This window comes from Paenibacillus sp. YIM B09110 (assembly GCF_037167145.1).
GTDB lineage: Bacteria > Bacillota > Bacilli > Paenibacillales > Paenibacillaceae > Pristimantibacillus.
Map to the genome: position 1 here is coordinate 122,639 of NZ_JBANSP010000011.1, position 16,753 is coordinate 139,391.

Annotated in this window: 17 protein-coding genes; 8 read left to right on the forward strand and 9 right to left on the reverse strand. The window is 49.7% G+C overall.

The features are described from left to right. Positions 1–15: 15 nt before the first annotated feature. Positions 16–909 carry a helix-turn-helix domain-containing protein gene (locus V8F51_RS17605; RefSeq protein ID WP_337101638.1) on the reverse strand — a complete coding sequence of 298 codons (894 nt, stop codon included), beginning with the start codon at positions 907–909 and terminating at the stop codon, positions 16–18. 769 nt (positions 910–1,678) lie between these two features. Here V8F51_RS17605 and glgB point away from each other — a divergent pair. The 5 genes from glgB to V8F51_RS17630 are packed head-to-tail and all read left to right on the forward strand — an operon-like array spanning position 1,679 to position 9,340. Next, the gene (glgB, locus tag V8F51_RS17610; protein WP_337101639.1) at positions 1,679–3,586 is read left to right on the forward strand and encodes a 1,4-alpha-glucan branching protein GlgB; all 1,908 of its coding nucleotides are present in this window, start codon (positions 1,679–1,681) and stop codon (positions 3,584–3,586) included. Positions 3,587–3,602: 16 nt separating this feature from the next. After that, the gene (locus tag V8F51_RS17615; protein ID WP_337101640.1) at positions 3,603–4,769 is read left to right on the forward strand and encodes a glucose-1-phosphate adenylyltransferase; all 1,167 of its coding nucleotides are present in this window, start codon (positions 3,603–3,605) and stop codon (positions 4,767–4,769) included. After that, positions 4,766–5,878 carry a glucose-1-phosphate adenylyltransferase subunit GlgD gene (gene glgD / locus V8F51_RS17620; RefSeq protein WP_337101641.1) on the forward strand — a complete coding sequence of 371 codons (1,113 nt, stop codon included), beginning with the start codon at positions 4,766–4,768 and terminating at the stop codon, positions 5,876–5,878. The genes V8F51_RS17615 and glgD overlap by 4 nt, the downstream gene beginning before the upstream one ends. 46 nt (positions 5,879–5,924) lie before the next feature. Beyond that, complete coding sequence (gene glgA, locus V8F51_RS17625; protein WP_337101642.1) at positions 5,925–7,388, forward strand: glycogen synthase GlgA; 1,464 nt, start codon at positions 5,925–5,927, stop codon at positions 7,386–7,388. Next, positions 7,370–9,340 carry a glycoside hydrolase family 15 protein gene (locus tag V8F51_RS17630; RefSeq protein WP_337101643.1) on the forward strand — a complete coding sequence of 657 codons (1,971 nt, stop codon included), beginning with the start codon at positions 7,370–7,372 and terminating at the stop codon, positions 9,338–9,340. Before glgA ends, V8F51_RS17630 begins: the two co-directional genes overlap by 19 nt. 62 nt (positions 9,341–9,402) lie before the next feature. Here V8F51_RS17630 and V8F51_RS17635 read toward each other — a convergent pair whose 3' ends face one another. Then, the gene (locus V8F51_RS17635) at positions 9,403–10,248 is read right to left on the reverse strand and encodes a MurR/RpiR family transcriptional regulator (protein ID WP_337101644.1); all 846 of its coding nucleotides are present in this window, start codon (positions 10,246–10,248) and stop codon (positions 9,403–9,405) included. 181 nt (positions 10,249–10,429) lie between these two features. On the opposite strand from V8F51_RS17635, the gene gntK reads away from it, so the two are divergent. Beyond that, on the forward strand, positions 10,430–11,968 hold the full coding sequence (gene gntK / locus V8F51_RS17640; protein WP_337101645.1) for a gluconokinase: 1,539 nt from the start codon (positions 10,430–10,432) through the stop codon (positions 11,966–11,968). A gap of 24 nt (positions 11,969–11,992) precedes the next feature. Here gntK and V8F51_RS17645 read toward each other — a convergent pair whose 3' ends face one another. From V8F51_RS17645 to V8F51_RS17675, 7 genes are all read right to left on the reverse strand, one after another. Next, positions 11,993–13,897: a prenyltransferase/squalene oxidase repeat-containing protein gene (locus V8F51_RS17645; RefSeq protein WP_337101646.1), complete on the reverse strand. Its 1,905-nt coding sequence runs from the start codon at positions 13,895–13,897 to the stop codon at positions 11,993–11,995. Between the two features lie 145 nt (positions 13,898–14,042). Then, complete coding sequence (locus tag V8F51_RS17650; protein WP_337101647.1) at positions 14,043–14,162, reverse strand: sporulation protein YjcZ; 120 nt, start codon at positions 14,160–14,162, stop codon at positions 14,043–14,045. Positions 14,163–14,343: 181 nt separating this feature from the next. Continuing rightward, complete coding sequence (locus V8F51_RS17655; protein ID WP_337101648.1) at positions 14,344–14,781, reverse strand: spore germination protein GerPE; 438 nt, start codon at positions 14,779–14,781, stop codon at positions 14,344–14,346. Then, positions 14,771–14,986 (reverse strand): hypothetical protein, encoded by a 216-nt coding sequence (locus V8F51_RS17660; protein WP_442956448.1) that lies wholly within the window; start codon positions 14,984–14,986, stop codon positions 14,771–14,773. Before V8F51_RS17660 ends, V8F51_RS17655 begins: the two co-directional genes overlap by 11 nt. Then, on the reverse strand, positions 14,987–15,664 hold the full coding sequence (gerPC, locus tag V8F51_RS17665) for a spore germination protein GerPC (RefSeq protein WP_337101649.1): 678 nt from the start codon (positions 15,662–15,664) through the stop codon (positions 14,987–14,989). 39 nt (positions 15,665–15,703) lie between these two features. Next, on the reverse strand, positions 15,704–15,907 hold the full coding sequence (locus V8F51_RS17670) for a spore germination protein GerPB (RefSeq protein ID WP_337101650.1): 204 nt from the start codon (positions 15,905–15,907) through the stop codon (positions 15,704–15,706). Further along, positions 15,904–16,143 carry a spore germination protein gene (locus tag V8F51_RS17675; protein WP_337101651.1) on the reverse strand — a complete coding sequence of 80 codons (240 nt, stop codon included), beginning with the start codon at positions 16,141–16,143 and terminating at the stop codon, positions 15,904–15,906. Before V8F51_RS17675 ends, V8F51_RS17670 begins: the two co-directional genes overlap by 4 nt. On the opposite strand from V8F51_RS17675, the gene V8F51_RS17680 reads away from it, so the two are divergent. Beyond that, positions 16,142–16,273, forward strand: coding sequence for a hypothetical protein (locus tag V8F51_RS17680; protein ID WP_337101652.1), 132 nt, complete (start codon positions 16,142–16,144; stop codon positions 16,271–16,273). The genes V8F51_RS17675 and V8F51_RS17680 overlap by 2 nt on opposite strands. Before the next feature lie 44 nt (positions 16,274–16,317). Continuing rightward, entirely contained in the window at positions 16,318–16,743 is a 426-nt protein-coding gene (locus tag V8F51_RS17685) for an Hsp20/alpha crystallin family protein (protein ID WP_337101653.1), read from the forward strand. The last annotated feature ends 10 nt before the right edge of the window (positions 16,744–16,753 follow it).

A 16,753-nucleotide genomic window follows, 5' to 3' on the forward strand; every position in this document is an offset into this window, starting at 1 on the left:
GCTGGATAAGCCGAGCTATTTGCCGACTCTCGTCCATATATCGTGAATATCCACACGCAGCTCGGAAGCAATCAGCTCGGCCGTGAGCCGCTGCGGCTTAACAATCTTGCCATTGCGGAGTTTCGATATCGTCTGGATCGATATGCCCGTGGCTTCAGATAACATGCCAGCGGTTATATCCCGTTTCGCCATCCATATCTTAAGCTTCATCGCAGAATCTATTGTATCGTCGACAGGCTTTAAATCCCAGATGACGAATGCGTATTCTTTAGTGTCGCCAAAACCGTCGAAGATCGGCGTGAACGTAATCGATAGCTCCAGCTCGATGCCGCTTAAACGACTCGTCTGCAGCGTCAGACTTTTTTCTTTTTTCATCTTTCCGGCCTCGGCAAGCGCCTCCATTACTCGGGCATGCTCGTTATCCGCGATAAAGCTCAGGACCGTTTCATCTTCCATTTTTTGATCAGGCTCGAACAATAACGGAGCGACGCTGTCGCGCAGAAAGCGGATATGGGAATGTGCGTCAACGATCCCGCTAATGATGACTTTATTCTGTTCACATTTTTGCTCGATCCACTTGTAGGCTGTTAGATCCTCGAATGTGACAAAACTGATCAGCTCGGATTCGCCTGGTTCCTTCGGTATCGGCTGCTGGTCGATGCGCACTGGAATTTGCTTTTTATTTTTCATGAAAATGCCGAACTCGCTCTTAACCGTCTGCTTTGTTGTATCAATGTTATACTTAAGTAAATGTCCAGCGCTTTCCTTCGATTTAAGCTCCTCCAACGTGTAACCGAGCAATCGCGAAAAGCTTTCGTTGGCATCAATAATTCTTACCTTCCCATGTTCCATTCCTAGAATAATGATGGGCTTGTCAAAGATCTGGAATAAGCGATAGTAGGGTGACATGAAGTTTGCTCCTCTTTTTTGCACAAGCATAAGCATTTGTAATATTCAACTAAAAGTATAGAATAACTGCCGAACGCACACAAGAGACTTCCAAATTGTTTCAAGATCAACTATATCTATTAGAAATCGGTTTAATTAATTAAACTCCAAAACTTCTGCGCCATGTATAACGTGCAAATAGAGCCTAGAACCGCGTTTAAAGGCGTAATCTACCGATTTACAGCCTTTATTCTATACGGAAATCTCGATAATATGAATGAATGAGTGATTTTATACTTTTTTCGCCGTGAAATCAATCTGTTTATAAGCTTTATGCTCAAAACGAGCTCATATTTCACCTACGGCGTAAGCCGTTTGCGCGCTTGACTCGTACAAAGGGGAGACTACCAATGGATAATTGCAACATGGAAGATTGTACAAAGTCGATCAAGGCAAGAGGATTGTGCGCAATGCATCATCAGAGACTCATGAGACATGGAGATCCGTCTATTGTCAGGCCGCGTCGGGTTAAGGCAACCGCAGATTGCAAGTGGGTGAATTGCACGAAGGAAGCGGTAACCAAAGGTTATTGCTCCAAACATTATTATATCCAGCGCGTGATGTCTTCTAATTGAATAAAATAACGCTTTGTGTAACATGCACGTAAATAAATCTGACATATTGTCGCAAACTATGAAAACATGCTGTGATTTTTTCATAAAACGATGTATAATATGGGTATCTAAACCTATTTGACTCGCAAATGACATCCAGAAGGGTGGAGGAGCGGATGGTTCAAACGGTTCCAAACGGTTTATCCCATGAGCAATTGTATTTGTTTAATGAAGGCAATTCGTTTCACAGCTACCGTTTCATGGGCGCGCATCCCATCCGCCATGATGGAATCCAAGGCGTCCGATTTGTCGTATGGGCACCTAATGCCCTGGAGGTTCGCGTAGTTGGAAGCTTCAACGACTGGGATGGAAGCCGACACAACATGGAACGAATCGGAACGACAGGCATATTCGTCTTGTTTGTTGCGTATATCGGTGAAGGTGAGATTTACAAATATGAGCTGGTTACGCAATCCGGCGCATGTATTAGGAAAGCCGATCCATATGCCTTTTATTCAGAGAGACGCCCGAACACAGCATCCATCGTCACGAGTTTGGAAGGCTATGCATGGCAAGATGAGTCATGGCAAGCAGCCAAACCGAACAAATCCCCTTATACGAATGCGCTGCTCATCTACGAGGCGCATGCCGGTTCCTGGAAAATCAAAGGAAAAGAACACTTCTATACATACGAGGAATTAGCCGGGTCCTTAGTTCCGTATGCCGCTGATATGGGGTATACTCATATTGAACTCATGCCCTTGTCGGAGCATCCGCTCGATCAATCATGGGGCTACCAAATTACCGGATTCTACAGTGCGACGAGTCGTTACGGTACACCCAAAGGACTTATGTATTTCGTTGACACCTGCCATGCTCACGGCTTAGGCGTTATATTAGATTGGGTGCCCGGCCACTTCTGCAAGGACGACCACGGCTTACGTCAATTCGACGGTTCGCCGATCTTCGAAGGCGCGGATTCGAACCGAGCAGAGAAGCCGCTCTGGGGCACATTAGCTTTTGACTTTAGCCGCAATGAGGTTGTAAGCTTCTTAATTTCTAACGCTGTCTTCTGGATGGAAATGTTCCATATCGACGGATTGCGCGTAGATGCCGTTGCAAGCATGATCAACCTGCATATGGACAAACCGCCCGAGATGCACACCTATAACTGGCTTGGCGGCGCCGACAACCTAGATGCCCTTCGCTTCTTGAAGAAGCTTAATGAAACGGTGTTTCATTATTACCCCGACACGCTTATGCTAGCAGAAGATTCTTCCGCATGGCCTGCCGTCACCTCGCCTACCTACAAAGGCGGCCTCGGATTCAATTTTAAATGGAATATGGGCTGGATGAATGACATGCTGCGCTATATGGCGCTTGATCCGGCCGATCGCTCGCACCACCACCATCTTATTACTTTCTCACTCCTATATGCATTCTCAGAAAATTTCGTTCTTCCGCTATCACATGATGAAGTTGTACACGGCAAACGCTCCTTATTGAACAAAATGCCCGGCTCCTATGAGCAAAAATTCGCCCAACTACGGTTGTTCTACGGTTTCTGGATGACCCATCCAGGCAAGAAGCTGCTCTTCATGGGCAGTGAATGGGGACAATTCGACGAATGGAAAGACAGCGATATGCTGGACTGGATGGTGCTGGAGTACGATTCCCACCGAAGCATGCACCGCTATGTCAAGTCTCTCAACCATGTTTACGTCAATGAGCCTTCTCTGTGGGAGAGGGATCGCGAGCCGGAATGTTTCGAGTGGATTGACGCGAATAATGCCAATCAATCTGTTATCTCCTACATACGCCGCGGTAAATCCAGCTTCTCCATCATCATCGCTAATTTCTCAGCCAATGAATATAACCCCTATCGCATCGGTGTTCCAGAGCGAGGAAATTACCGCTCTTTAATGCATAGCAATAATACGCACGAAGAAGGAACAGCTTCACAGAGTTCGCCTAGCTACAGCAGTCAGCCTATCGCTTGGCACGGGCATAATCAAAGCATTTCGCTTCAATTACCCCCATTCACCTTTATGCTGCTCACCTTAGATCCGGGGAACACACATTGAGAAGGAGTTGGTGTCCATGGGCCGAAAAGAAATGATCGCAATGCTACTCGCGGGAGGCGAAGGCAAGAGGCTTGGCGTATTGACAAAGGATTTGGCTAAGCCAGCTGTTTACTTCGGCGGGAAATACCGCATTATCGATTTCACCTTGAGCAATTGCGCTCATTCGGGTATTGATACGGTCGGCGTATTGACTCAATATCAGCCTCTTGAACTTAACCGATATCTTGGCATAGGCAGTCCATGGGGGCTGGACCGTCGAGACGGCGGTATGGCAATTCTGCCTCCCTATGTGAAGCAGAAGGGCGGCGTATGGTATACAGGCACGGCCAACGCAATCTATCAGAACATGTCCTTCATTGAACGTTATAATCCCGAGTACGTGCTCATTATATCGGGGGACCATATTTATAAAATGGACTATGAGCTTATGCTAGACCATCATAAGCGCTGCGGCGCAGACGTGACGATCGCCGGCATAGAAGTCGATTGGAGCGAAGCCAGCCGATTCGGACTTATGCATGTGGACGATGAAGACCGTATTACCGCATTTGAAGAGAAGCCAAAAACACCAACGAGCAATATTGCATCGATGGGTGTCTATATATTCACCTGGTCCGAGCTGCAAAAATATTTGATTTATGATGAAGCCAATCGCTCTTCGAGCCATGACTTCGGCAAAGATCTTATCCCTTCGATGATGAAGGACGGGAAGAAGCTGTTCACTTATCCGTTCAAAGGATATTGGAAGGATGTCGGAACGATCGACAGCTTATGGGAAGCGAATATGGATCTTCTCGCTGACGATCCGCCGCTTACTTTGAATGATTCTTCATGGCGGGTTTATTCCGTTAGTCCGCATCAGCCTGGCCACCATGTAGGCGTATCTGCCGAAATCTCGGCATCGCTTATTACGGAAGGCTGCATGCTGGAAGGGAAAGTTCATCGATCGGTGTTGTTCTATGGGGTTAATGCCGCCAAGGACAGTTCGATTACCGAATCGGTCATTATGCCTAACGTCCGTATCGGAGAAGGAGCCAAGATTCACCGGGCGATTATCGGCGAAGGCGCGGTCATCCAAGCCGGCGTAACGATCGGGTCGCCGGATGATGATGCCATTACGGTTGTTGCCGTAGACCAATATGTCACGAACGATCATCTGCTGCAGGAGGTGGAGCATTCATGAAGCATAAAGTGATGGGTGTCATTAACTTAATCCACGAGACGGATGAGCTCGACCGTCTGACGCAAGGCCGCTGCCTCGCGACTGTTCCTTTCGGCGGCCGTTACCGCATGATCGACTTTGCTTTATCCAGCATGGTTAATTCGGGCATATCGAAGGTAGCCATATTTGCTCATACGAAGTACCGTTCGCTGATGGACCACGTTGGCTCAGGGAAGCCTTGGGATTTGAATCATCGTCAAAGCGGATTGTTCGTGCTGCCGCCTGCAACTGATGATATTCAAGAGATTAGCCGCGGCGATCTCTATCATTTCTATCAGCATCGCGATTATTTCAATCGTTCGTCGCTAGATTATGTCGTTATTACACGCAGCCACATGGTGTGCAATATCGACTTCGAGCCTGTCATCCAAGCGCATCTCGATCGCGCTGCCGATATTACTGTCGTTTGCAAGCAGCAATCCGAACCGATATTAGGCAAGGCTCGCAAGGTGAAGATGGACGAAGATGGAAGAATTACTGCGATCCAAGATCATTTTGGACGTATGGTAAGCGATATTCATTCGATGGAAATGTATATTATGCGCAAGGAGCTGCTCATGGAGCTTGTGGAGACGTCGCTGGCGCAAGGACAAGATCATCTTGTGCGACATGCGATTTTTTCGAGGCTGGATAAGCTCAATGTGCAGGCCTATATGTATGAGGGCTATTTGGGCGTCGTTAACACGTTGTCGAGCTATTATCACAATAATATGAACCTGCTGAAGCCTGAGGTATGGAAGGAGCTCTTCTTCCAACCGGGATCGATCTATACGAAGGTGAAGGATGAGCCTCCTGCCCGATATCTGGAAAGTTCTAAAGTCAGCAATTCGCTAGTTGCGAACGGCTGCCGGATCGAAGGAACGGTTACGGGCAGCATTCTGTTCCGCGGCGTTCATGTTCGCAAAGGCGCAGTCGTTACGAATAGCATTATTATGCAGAACGGGATCATTGGCGAAAATAGCTTTATCTCTCACAGCATCCTGGATAAGGATGTAGAGGTAGAGTCTGCACGCGATATACGCGGGGTAGAAAGTTCTCCGTTTCTTGCCGGCAAGAGGAAAATTATATAAGGCTGCCGCATAAGCGGAAGATAGCCGCATAGGAGGAGAGAGGCCCGTGAATATATTGTTCGCAACCTCTGAGGCAGTGCCGCTGGCTAAGACTGGCGGCTTAGCTGATGTTGCGGGAGCGCTGCCTAAGGCGTTAAATGCCAGAGGCGCAGACGTGCGCGTCGTGCTGCCAAAGTATGAGCAGATTCCGCTGTCGATGCTAGAGCAATTTCAGTTCATTGATCATTTTACCGTATCCTTCGGCTGGCGCAATCAGCATTGCGGACTGTTCCGAGGCGTACTGGATGGCGTAACCTATTATTTGATTGATAATGAGTTCTACTTTAAGCGCAGAGGACTATACGGTTATGGGGACGACGCGGAGCGATTCGTATTCTTCTGCTTCGCGATCATGGAAGCCGTTCGCTACATGGACTTCCGGGCGGATATCGTTCATTGCCATGATTGGCAGACGGGACTCATTCCTTTCTTGCTTCGAACGCGCTATGCTTTCGACCCTGCTTGGGCGTATACGAAGTCAGTGTTCACGATTCATAACTTAAAGTATCAAGGCTTGTTCGATATCGATCTGCTCAAAGATTTGCTTGGTGCGGGCGATGATGTTTTTAGTAGGGACGGTCTTGAATTCCATGGAGCGGCAAGCTGTATGAAAGGCGGGCTTGTCTATGCGGATAAGCTGACAACGGTAAGCGGTACGTACGCGCAGGAAATTCAAACGGAATATTTCGGCGAAAGGCTTGATGCTTTGCTGCGTTATCGCTCTGGCGATCTCGTCGGTATCGTCAACGGCATTGATGAAGAGGCATTCGATCCGATGAACGATGCGGCGTTGCATACGCCTTATCGCAGCTCGCTCAGCCGTAAGCATAAGAACAAGCTGGAGCTGCAGCGAAGGCTGGGCCTCCCGCAGTCCGAGAGCGTACCGGTCATAGGCGTCGTATCGAGGCTTGTGGAGCAGAAGGGCTTCGAGCTCATAATGGCAACGCTGGACGAGCTGCTGCAGGACGATATCCAATTCGTCGTGCTTGGAGCCGGCGATGAACGTTATGAGCGATTCTTTAATGATACCGTGGCTCGGTATCCGAACAAGGCTGCCGTGTGGATTGGTTATGACGATAGCCTAGCTCGGCTTATATATGCGGGCGCCGATCTGTTCGCGATGCCTTCACAATTCGAGCCTTGCGGCTTAAGCCAACTCATAGCGCTTCGTTATCGGACTGTTCCGATCGTTCGCGAGACAGGCGGTCTGAAGGATACCGTTCACGCCTACAATGAATATTCAGGCGAAGGCAATGGCTTCAGCTTCACGAATTACAATGCGCATGACTATTTGCATACCGTTCGCAGAGCGCTTGCGATGTATCGCGACGAGGAGCAGTGGAAGCGGATTGTAGCGAATGGCGCTAAAGAAGATTATAGCTGGAATGGCTCCGCCAAAGCGTATTTATCGTTGTATACCGACCTTATTCCGCATCGAAAGGAGCAAGAACAATGGCCCGTCATCTTGTAATCGGCAACGGAAAGATGCTGCTGAACCTCGACCAGCATTGCTACATTAGAGATATTTATTATCCGTTCGTAGGACAACTCAACCATGTAGGTGGTCAATATTGTCGTTTCGGTATCTGGGTGGAGGGCAAGTTCAGCTGGCTCGACGAGCCGGAATGGAAGTTCGAGCTCGATTATATCGAGGATTCGCTCGTAACGAACATTATTGCGGGGCATGAAGGTCTCGGCATCGAGCTGCAAATAAACGACGGCATCCACCAACGGGAATGTATCTATATCAAGCGCGTCGTCATTCGCAACAAAACGAATGAGACAAAAGAAGTGCGATTGTTTTTCCATCAGGATCTAATGATCGACGGTTCAGAGGTCGGCGATACAGCGGTCTACTATCCAGAAAATCATACGTTGTATCATTACAAGCGGTCTAATTATTTCATGTTCAACGGCTTCTCCGATGAAGGCGGAATGACCCAATATTCAACGGGCATCAAGCGATTCCAATCGGCCGAAGGCACTTGGAGGGACGCGGAGGACGGCGTTCTAATGGGCAACTCGATTGCTCAAGGATCGGTCGACAGTACGATCAGCTTCCGAACCGTTGTACCCGGGGGCAGCGACAAGACGATCTATTACTGGATGTCCATTGGCAAAAACCTCGAGGAGGTCAAGGAGCTTAACCAATACGTTCACGAGAACCATCCCGAGAAGCTGTTAAGCCGGATGGTCATTTACTGGAAGCATTGGCTGCGTCGTGCTGAGACCGATCTTGGCGATCTGCCGCATGATGTCGTGAAGATGTTCAAGCACAGCCTGCTGCTCGTAAGGACGCAGGTTGATGAGCGCGGCGCCATCCTGGCAGCGAACGACACCGATATCCTGCAATACAATCGTGACCACTATAGCTATATGTGGCCTCGGGATGGCGCACTCATTGCCGATGCAATGTCGATGGCCGGCTATCAAAGCGTCATCGCGCCATTCTTCCACTTCTGCGCGCAAGCGTTGTCGCCTGAGGGCTACTTATACCATAAATACAATCCGGACGGAACAGTAGGTTCAAGCTGGCATCCTTATATCGTTCAAGGAAGCAAGCGGTTGCCGATTCAAGAGGATGAGACAGCGCTTGTCCTGTTCGCCTTGTGGCAGGATTACACAAGGAATCAGGTTATTGAATTGCCGCAATCGCTTTATAGCAATTTAATTCGCAAAGCGGCTTCATTCTTGAGCCAATATATGGAGCATTCTTTGTCGCTTCCGAAGCCGAGCTATGATTTGTGGGAAGAACGTTATGGCATATGGACGTATACGGCAGCTTCCGTGTACGGCGGTCTGATGGCAGCTGCGTTCTTCACGGAGCTGTTCGGAGATTACGAGCGCAGCGATCACTATAAGAATACGGCACAATCGATCAAGCACGGAATGATTACTCATTTGTGGGATGAGGAGAGCGGGAGATTCGCTCGCGGTCTTATTCAGAAGGACAACCGCTGGGTGAAGGATATGACACTGGAGAGCAGTTTGTTCGGCATTCTTGAATTCGGCGTACTGCCTGTCGAGGACGAGCGGGTCGTGAAGACGATGATGTCCATCAAGGAAGGGCTGCAGGTCAAGACGGAAATTGGCGGTATTGCCCGTTATACGAATGATTATTACTTCCAGCAATCCGGCGAGATCGACAAAGTGCCAGGCAATCCTTGGATCATCTGTACGCTATGGGTTGCTAACTTCGAGATCGATTCAGCTAAGTCGATCGAGGAGCTCGAAGGCGCCAAAAATACGCTGCAATGGGTATCCGATCATGCGTTGCAGAGCGGTCTGCTGCCGGAGCAGTTGAATCCGTACGATGGAACACCGTTGTCTGTTGCACCGCTTACGTGGTCGCATGCGACCTTTGTGCAAAGCGTCAGCAAATATGCAGCGAAGTATAAGGCGCTGCGCGATAAAGACAACTAGTTAATTAATGTGAAAGCAAACAAGCTGCCCGCGCATATATGCGACGTGCAGCTTGTTTGCATTTAGATACGGGTTTCGGATATGGCCTGGCGAATCTTTTCAAGCGATAACTTAGCGTTGTCCTTGTTCGCAATCAAGACGTTCACATATAGCGCATCGATCAGGCTTAATTGTCCGATTCGGGAGGCCAACGCTTCGGAGCGGTATTCAGTCTCCTCAGAGCTTGTATGGAGCGCAACATCGACGTTCTGACTGATCGGGGACTTCGGGAAACCTGTAATTCCGATCGTTCTCGCACCATTGTCGCTTGCCGTCTTCAGTATGCGCAGCGTGTCCTTATTCGTTCCGGAATGGGAGAGGACGACTGCAACGTCGTTCTGATCCAACTGGGATGCCGACATCAGCTGGAAGTGGGCATCCGTAAAGGCGAATGCTTGCTTGCCGCAGCGATAGAACTTATGGACGGCATCCATGGCGATAACAGATGAGCCGCCTATACCGTAGAAATAAATGTTTTTCGCTCGAGAAAGCAATTCTACAGCTTTATGGAAGGCATCGCCGTCCAGCAATTGGAATGTATTCTCGAGCGTGCGTATATTCGATTTAAATATTTTCTCGGCTATCGTCTTCGCGTCGTCGGATTCATTGATTTCTTCGTAAATCTGTTGTGCTGGCGACATAATCTCCGAAGCAAGCGCGATCTTCATTGCTTGATAGCCTTTATAGCCGATATGTTTGCAGAAGCGGAAGACGGTTGCCTCGGCAACGTGGAGATCATCAGCTACTTCACTGATGGTGCTATGGATAATTTTTTCGGGATTTTCTAATATGTAATTGGCGATTTTCTTTTCTTTCTCGCTGAACCTTGTTTGATAGGAGCGGATTTTTCCGAGCATATTTTGCACCATGGCGGATTTCCCTTCTCGTTGCGGTGTATTGTTGAGAAGTATACCATAAACCGTTAATTGGTAAACCATTTATCTATCCGACTCGTATAGAAAAGTTGCGCAAGCGCCTAATCCCTTGTAAGGTTATAGAGGGAATTATTGTGTTGCGCAGCGAGTTTACATAGGGAGATGAATACTAGCAATGGAAACAAAATATATGATTGGCGTTGATATAGGAACAACAAGCACAAAGTCCGTATTGTTCACGACGAAAGGGGCTATCGTAGCCAGTCATGGCATTGAATACCCGCTGCATTCGCCGTCGCCAGCGATCGCGGAGCAAGATCCTGAGCAAATATTCGAGGCGGTCATCGAGACGATCGGACAAGCCGTAGCACAAGCTGGCGTACAGGCTAACGAAGTGGTATGCGTATCATTCAGTTCCGCTATGCATAGTGTTATTGCGGTTGATGAAGCAGGAACACCGATTACGCAATGTATCACATGGGCAGACAATCGCAGCGCGGAGTGGACGGAGAAAATTAAGAATGAGCTGAACGGACATGACATTTATTTGCGGACCGGCACGCCGATTCATCCGATGTCGCCGCTTTCCAAGTTGGCATGGCTCAGTCATGATGAGAAGGAACTGTTCGAGCGCGCTTATAAATTTATTTCGATTAAAGAGTACGTGTTTTTCAAGCTGTTCGGCCAATACTTTATTGACTATTCGATTGCTTCGGCTACGGGACTGTTCAACCTTGAGCAGCTGTATTGGGACGAGGAGGCGCTGCGAGTTGCAGGCGTTACGGCTGATCAGTTGTCTGCGCCGGTTCCGACGACTTTCAAGCTTGAAGGAATGAATGGCGGTTATGCGAAGCGGATGAACCTGCTGCCTTCGACGCCGTTCATCGTCGGAGCCAGTGATGGCGTCCTGTCGAATCTGGGCGTCAATGCGATAGAGCCCGGAGCTGTTGCGGTTACGATTGGGACGAGCGGCGCTATCAGAGCCGTTACGAATAAGCCGATCACCGATCCGCTTGGCCGTACGTTCTGTTACGCGCTGGCGGATGACCTGTGGGTCATTGGGGGCCCGGTCAACAATGGGGGGATGATCTTCCGTTGGGTTCGGGATCAGATCGGAGCTCAGATAGCGGAAGAAGCGAAGCGGCGCGGCGTCGACGCCTACGAGCTGCTTACGGAGCTGGCCGCCAAAGTGGGCGCTGGCTCTGACGGCTTGATCTTCCATCCGTATTTATCCGGCGAAAGAGCGCCGCTGTGGAACGCTAATGCAAGAGGGTCGTACTTCGGCCTGGGCTTGCATCACCGAACGGAGCATCTCGTTCGCGCTGCTCTAGAAGGCGTTATTTATAACTTGTATACCGTACTTATGGCGCTGGAGGAATTAATCGGCAAGCCGACAAGCATCCAAGCGACAGGAGGTTTCGCCCGCTCTGAGCTATGGCGTCAGATGATGTCTGATATTTTCAACCAAGAGCTGCAAGTGCCCGAGAGCATCGAGAGCTCATGTCTAGGCGCAGCCATTCTCGGATTGTACAGCTTAGGCGAGGTGTCCTCGCTGCAAGTCGTCTCCGAAATGGTCGGCGGTTCCCACAAGCATCAGCCCGATAAGCGCAATGCCGCTATTTATGCTGAGATCATGCCGATCTATGTTCGATTGTCGCGATTGCTGACAGAAGAATATGCGGAAATTGCTGCTTTTCAAAAAAAATGGATGTAAACGATGACCAATAACGGCGATATCTTAATTGCTTCCGTACTTATGAATATAGGACGTTAGCGTTAAGAGCGGCCAAATATAATTGTTGCTCACATAATGAACGTATATACTGCCTGGCAGGCCTGCTCCTGTCGGGTATGTGTATGTCCAGTCGTTTCGATCAAGTGCTTGCAGTAATGCCGTTATGCCGCGCTCTATGGCCGGCGTAGATTTCGGAGAGACTGCAATTAATCCATCGAGAGCCCATGCCGTCTGGGAAGGCGTGCTTGCATGCAGCGGAACGTAATGCTTCACTTTGTCGCTTAGACAGGATTCTCCCCATCCGCCATCTGCATTCTGAATGCTGAGCAGCCAAGCAGCCGCCTTGCGCACAGCGGGATGATCGCTTGCGACGCCGATAGCCGTGAGCCCTTGCAGAGCAGCCCCTGTGCCGTGAATATAGGCAATTCCCCAACGACCGTACCAACTGCCGTCCTTCTGCTGCTGTGACAGCACATACCGAACCGATTCCTCCAACCAGCTTGACGATGACGTAAGATGAAGCTCTTTGCCTAGAAAATAAAGCGTACGTGCCGTCAGGTCCACCGTTGACGGATCGACGGCGATGTCTGCAGCGCCTTCAAAAGTTAGAAAGCTTGGCGGGGTCGTACTCCCTTGGCGCTCAAAAGCAGGCCATCCGCCATCATCATTGCGCATGGACATCACCCAGTTGAGGCCTCTTTGCCATGCGGCATAATCATCCTCGATATTCGTTGCTCCCGCTGAGTCTGATTCCGCTACGTAAGGAAGCAGTGACCGCAGCGCAGCCGTGCTGTCGTCCACATCGGGATATAGAGTATTTACATCAGAGAAGCCCCAGCCGCCCGGCGGCGTATCCGGATTGTGAATAGCCCAATCGGCCAGCTTTGTCTGTTGTCTAACTTTCAAATAAGCTGCTGCATTGCGCAGAGCGAAGCTCGAGGGCGGAAGTCCGGCTTCTCGGAGCGCGTAGCTGAGCATCGCCGTATCCCATACTTCCGCGGAAGCGACTTGAATATGGGGCCGATCACGGCAAATTAGCGAGCGAATACCCGCAACCATACGGCTTATTAATGGCGAATGGTCATCGTAGCCTAATGCGAGCAGTGCCATAATCATCAACATCGATGCTGTTGAGAAGGTGAGCAGCGTACTGTTCGGTTCGAGTCGATCCAGCATGTATTGCTCAGCCCTTTTCCATGCCTCGTGAGACGTATCAGCGAACAAGCCGGTATGGGCAATCGTATCGAATAAAGCGGAAAATGCCGCGAAGATCGGAGGATCGTTTTTGAATTCCAGCTGGCCGTCGATGAACCAATCGGACAGGTCGGGAGCGCTTGGCGCACGTCTCGCAAAAAGACGGTTCGCCATAATGACGGTCGGGACAATATGAGCTCTAGCATGGCCTGACAATGTGAACAGATCGAACAGAGGGGGATCGCCGAACAGGAAGGGCAGAGGCACCCGCAGGGCATTCGGCCATTCCGCCTGTCCCGAAGCGGACAACCATACTTGCGTAAGCAAAGATTTCACCTCAGTCAAGCCGCCGCGGCTGCGAATATATTTCTTGGCATTGACTATCGGCGCATCGTACGGGGTGTATAATCCGGCGTAGAGCAGCGCATAGGCTGCCTCGGCCGTTGCGTCCAAATTGCCTTCGCGCTCATCGTGATACAGTTTCCAAGAGCCGTCAGGCTGCTGCTGGGAAGCAATACGAATCGCTAAAGAACGGATAAAAGGCTCATCGGCGATGTTCAATATCCGCAGTAACATAATCATGTTGCTGTCCGTCGTCAAGCCGTCGTCAAAGCACAGCCGCCATGCGCCGTCTGGCGATTGCAATCTCAGCAGCTCTTCGGACAACTGTTCTATTTTCTCTCGAAGCGGGTTCACATCCATCGTTCGCTTCATCCTTTGCATAGGTTATTCCATATGTATATGCGAGCGGTGGCCGACTCATTAAAGCAAACAAGGCATCGCCATTAGGAGATGCCTTGCCTTCTCGTTCCCATATTGGATTAGCCCTTCGGCTGCTCGATTCATCTATAGGCAGAAGTTAAAATACAACTGCGCGCAATATAATGACTAGTAAGATGAAGAGAACAAGAATAGTACCCGTATTCGACCATAGGCCGTTACCGCAACCAGCACCGACACCTGCTACAGGGTATCCCATAGTTCATTCCTCCTGAAAAGTAAGTTTAGTGTGATGAATGTACCTAATCACAAGATAATGTATGCAGCAGGTCGGGAAGAGAACTAGACGTTTGTACCTGTATCGTTGCAATTACACGTTTGCCTACCAATTGATCCTTAAATCTTACGTAGGCTGCTGCCTTTCCTGTCATTTGCCTTTGTCAGCAGAAAGCGCCGGGGACGGGCTTAGGCCGCGGATATTGCCGGATGTGCTTAATTCGGGATTCCAAGTTAACGTTCATGCAGTTTCCGGCAAGGAAACTGGATGCCGCGCCTGTAGCCGTAACTTGAATACAGCCGACCGTAATATACGGGTTGCAGTTAATCCTTTCAATCTGGACGCCATGCCCAGGCTCGTATTGCGGATCAACCAGTTCGGGCAATTGGCGGTCGAAGATCCGGTAGGATTCGAAAAAGACGTCGCCGGCCGTCTTATGATCCTCCTTGCGCTGGACAGCTAATGCGCGAAGTCTGGCATTCGTCTCGCCGCGATCGCCGAATTGCACGGCGGCTGATAATGAAACGTCGATGAGGTAAACGGCTCCAATCCGCGCTGTGCGAATCGGGAACGTTTCATCTGGACAGCTGCTATTCGGCACTCGCTGCGCCCTCCTCCTGCGCTCCTACCGGGAGTGGGAGCGGCGCTACGGGACCTACGATGACCGATTCCGGCGGCGTATCGAACATCGAATTCAACGTGACGTAGTCGGAGTCGCCGATCTGGAACATTGAGGCGCTTGATACGCCGAGTATTTCGATCTGTCCAACGGTGAGCGCATGATTAACGACTTTGAATTGAATCATCTAGACATTGCCTCCTGATGGTGGATTCCCTGTTTGTAACTGCTGCATATAGGCGAGCATTGCTGCGTCTGCATCTCTTATTGCTTTGACAAGCACAACCTCGCCCGTATTTTCGTTTGTATTCGGAGTTTCATCATCGTTGCGGCTGTTGTTTGATTGTTGCATATAGTAATTGATCCGTGTTGGCATCTGCTTCTTAATATCATTAAGAATGATTCTACGGTGAAATGGATCGAGCGGAATGCATAGATCGGTTTCCATGGCGATAAGTCTTTCGGTCGCATCCGTATCGAGATATCGATTCATATTATTAAAAATTTCGTTGTACAACGGGGATGGAGGCGTCACTGCTGGAGCTGCCGACGGGAACACCTCAGGTGCTGGTGCGGGTGAAGGTACAGATATTTGCTCGATAGACCCTGGAAAGTGATCGCCGCCGCTACCGGGAGCGGTCATGCCGATATTCAGTGTTCCATCCAGCTTCTCAACCTTCAATTGGTCAAAATGATATTCGATGCTCTCGATATTGTAAGCAGGCTTAGCCTCCAACAGCTTCACCTGCTCACATAACTCGGCAACCTGCTGCTCTAGCTTATCGATTATCGTTTGCTGGACGGTTAGCTTATGCATCACATCATGCGCCCAGGCTTGCCAAGGTGACAGCGGGCCTTGCTGCATACGTTCCACCTCCTGACGTAACGGTATGTTTACTAGCGATTATGAAGGATTCGGAAGCGGTACGAACGATAACGGATTTTCCGAGCTGAGCTGTGGAGCAGGCCCGGCGAAGCCGCCTGTATTGAAGAGCTGGGACAATGATCGGATCGAACCTGCGCTGCCTACCTGAAGCACCGAGCTGTTCGAGATGCTGTCTATGCGCATCGAATTGATCGTAATCTGTTGATGAATGGTCCAGCTCATATGACGTTAACTCCCGAGGCTACCTCATTTTGCGTATTGTCTTGCAAATCCGGATCAAGCGTGTTCGTTGCGCTGACGGCATTGTTGGAATTCGTTAAGCTGCCCGTCAGGAAGGATCCCGAGCCTGCGTACGTTTTGGAACTGCTATTGGGCGATACTTGCACGGCATCGCCGAACTGAACGATCGAGCTCGATCCGACACTGACTATTTTTACAAAACCTACGACTGCTGGCATGACGTTCACCCTCTTCTATGAATCGGTCTGGCTGGCCTATCTGATATTACATCTTATGCGGCATTCGCCTAGACGTTACCCGCCCAAGTACGTGCTGCTGCTGAATCAGCCGACAGTATCCTTCGACTAGGCTGGCGCATATAATGGCAGTAGTGCAGGGAGGCAGGTGTGCTGATGGCGTCCAAATGGAATGATATCGAGAAATGGATGGAAGGGCAGCAGCTTCCAAAAGGGTTCGAGGTGCTCAAAGAGCCGGATTGGGTAGAGCAATATGTAAGGAAGCTGATGACCAAAGCGCTGCCTGAGGCTGCCGGCGTAATAACCGGCTCGAAATCGGCGGCAGTCTCCGAAACGGACCATTTTGTCATCGTAAAAATAAATTTGCCAAAGGATACGGAAAGTGAACAGGTAAGGTTGTTCATTCGCGAAGATCGAGTCCGAGTGGAAGGACTGCCGAAAGGAAATAAAGAGATCGTGAAGCTGCCTGCACTCGTGAAACCGCGTATATGCAAAGCGCAGGTGAAGGATGACATCTTGCATGTGAAATTACGCAAGCGCCCTGTCAATCGCACTTATCATGAATCGTATATTGTCTGGTAGCAAGGAGATC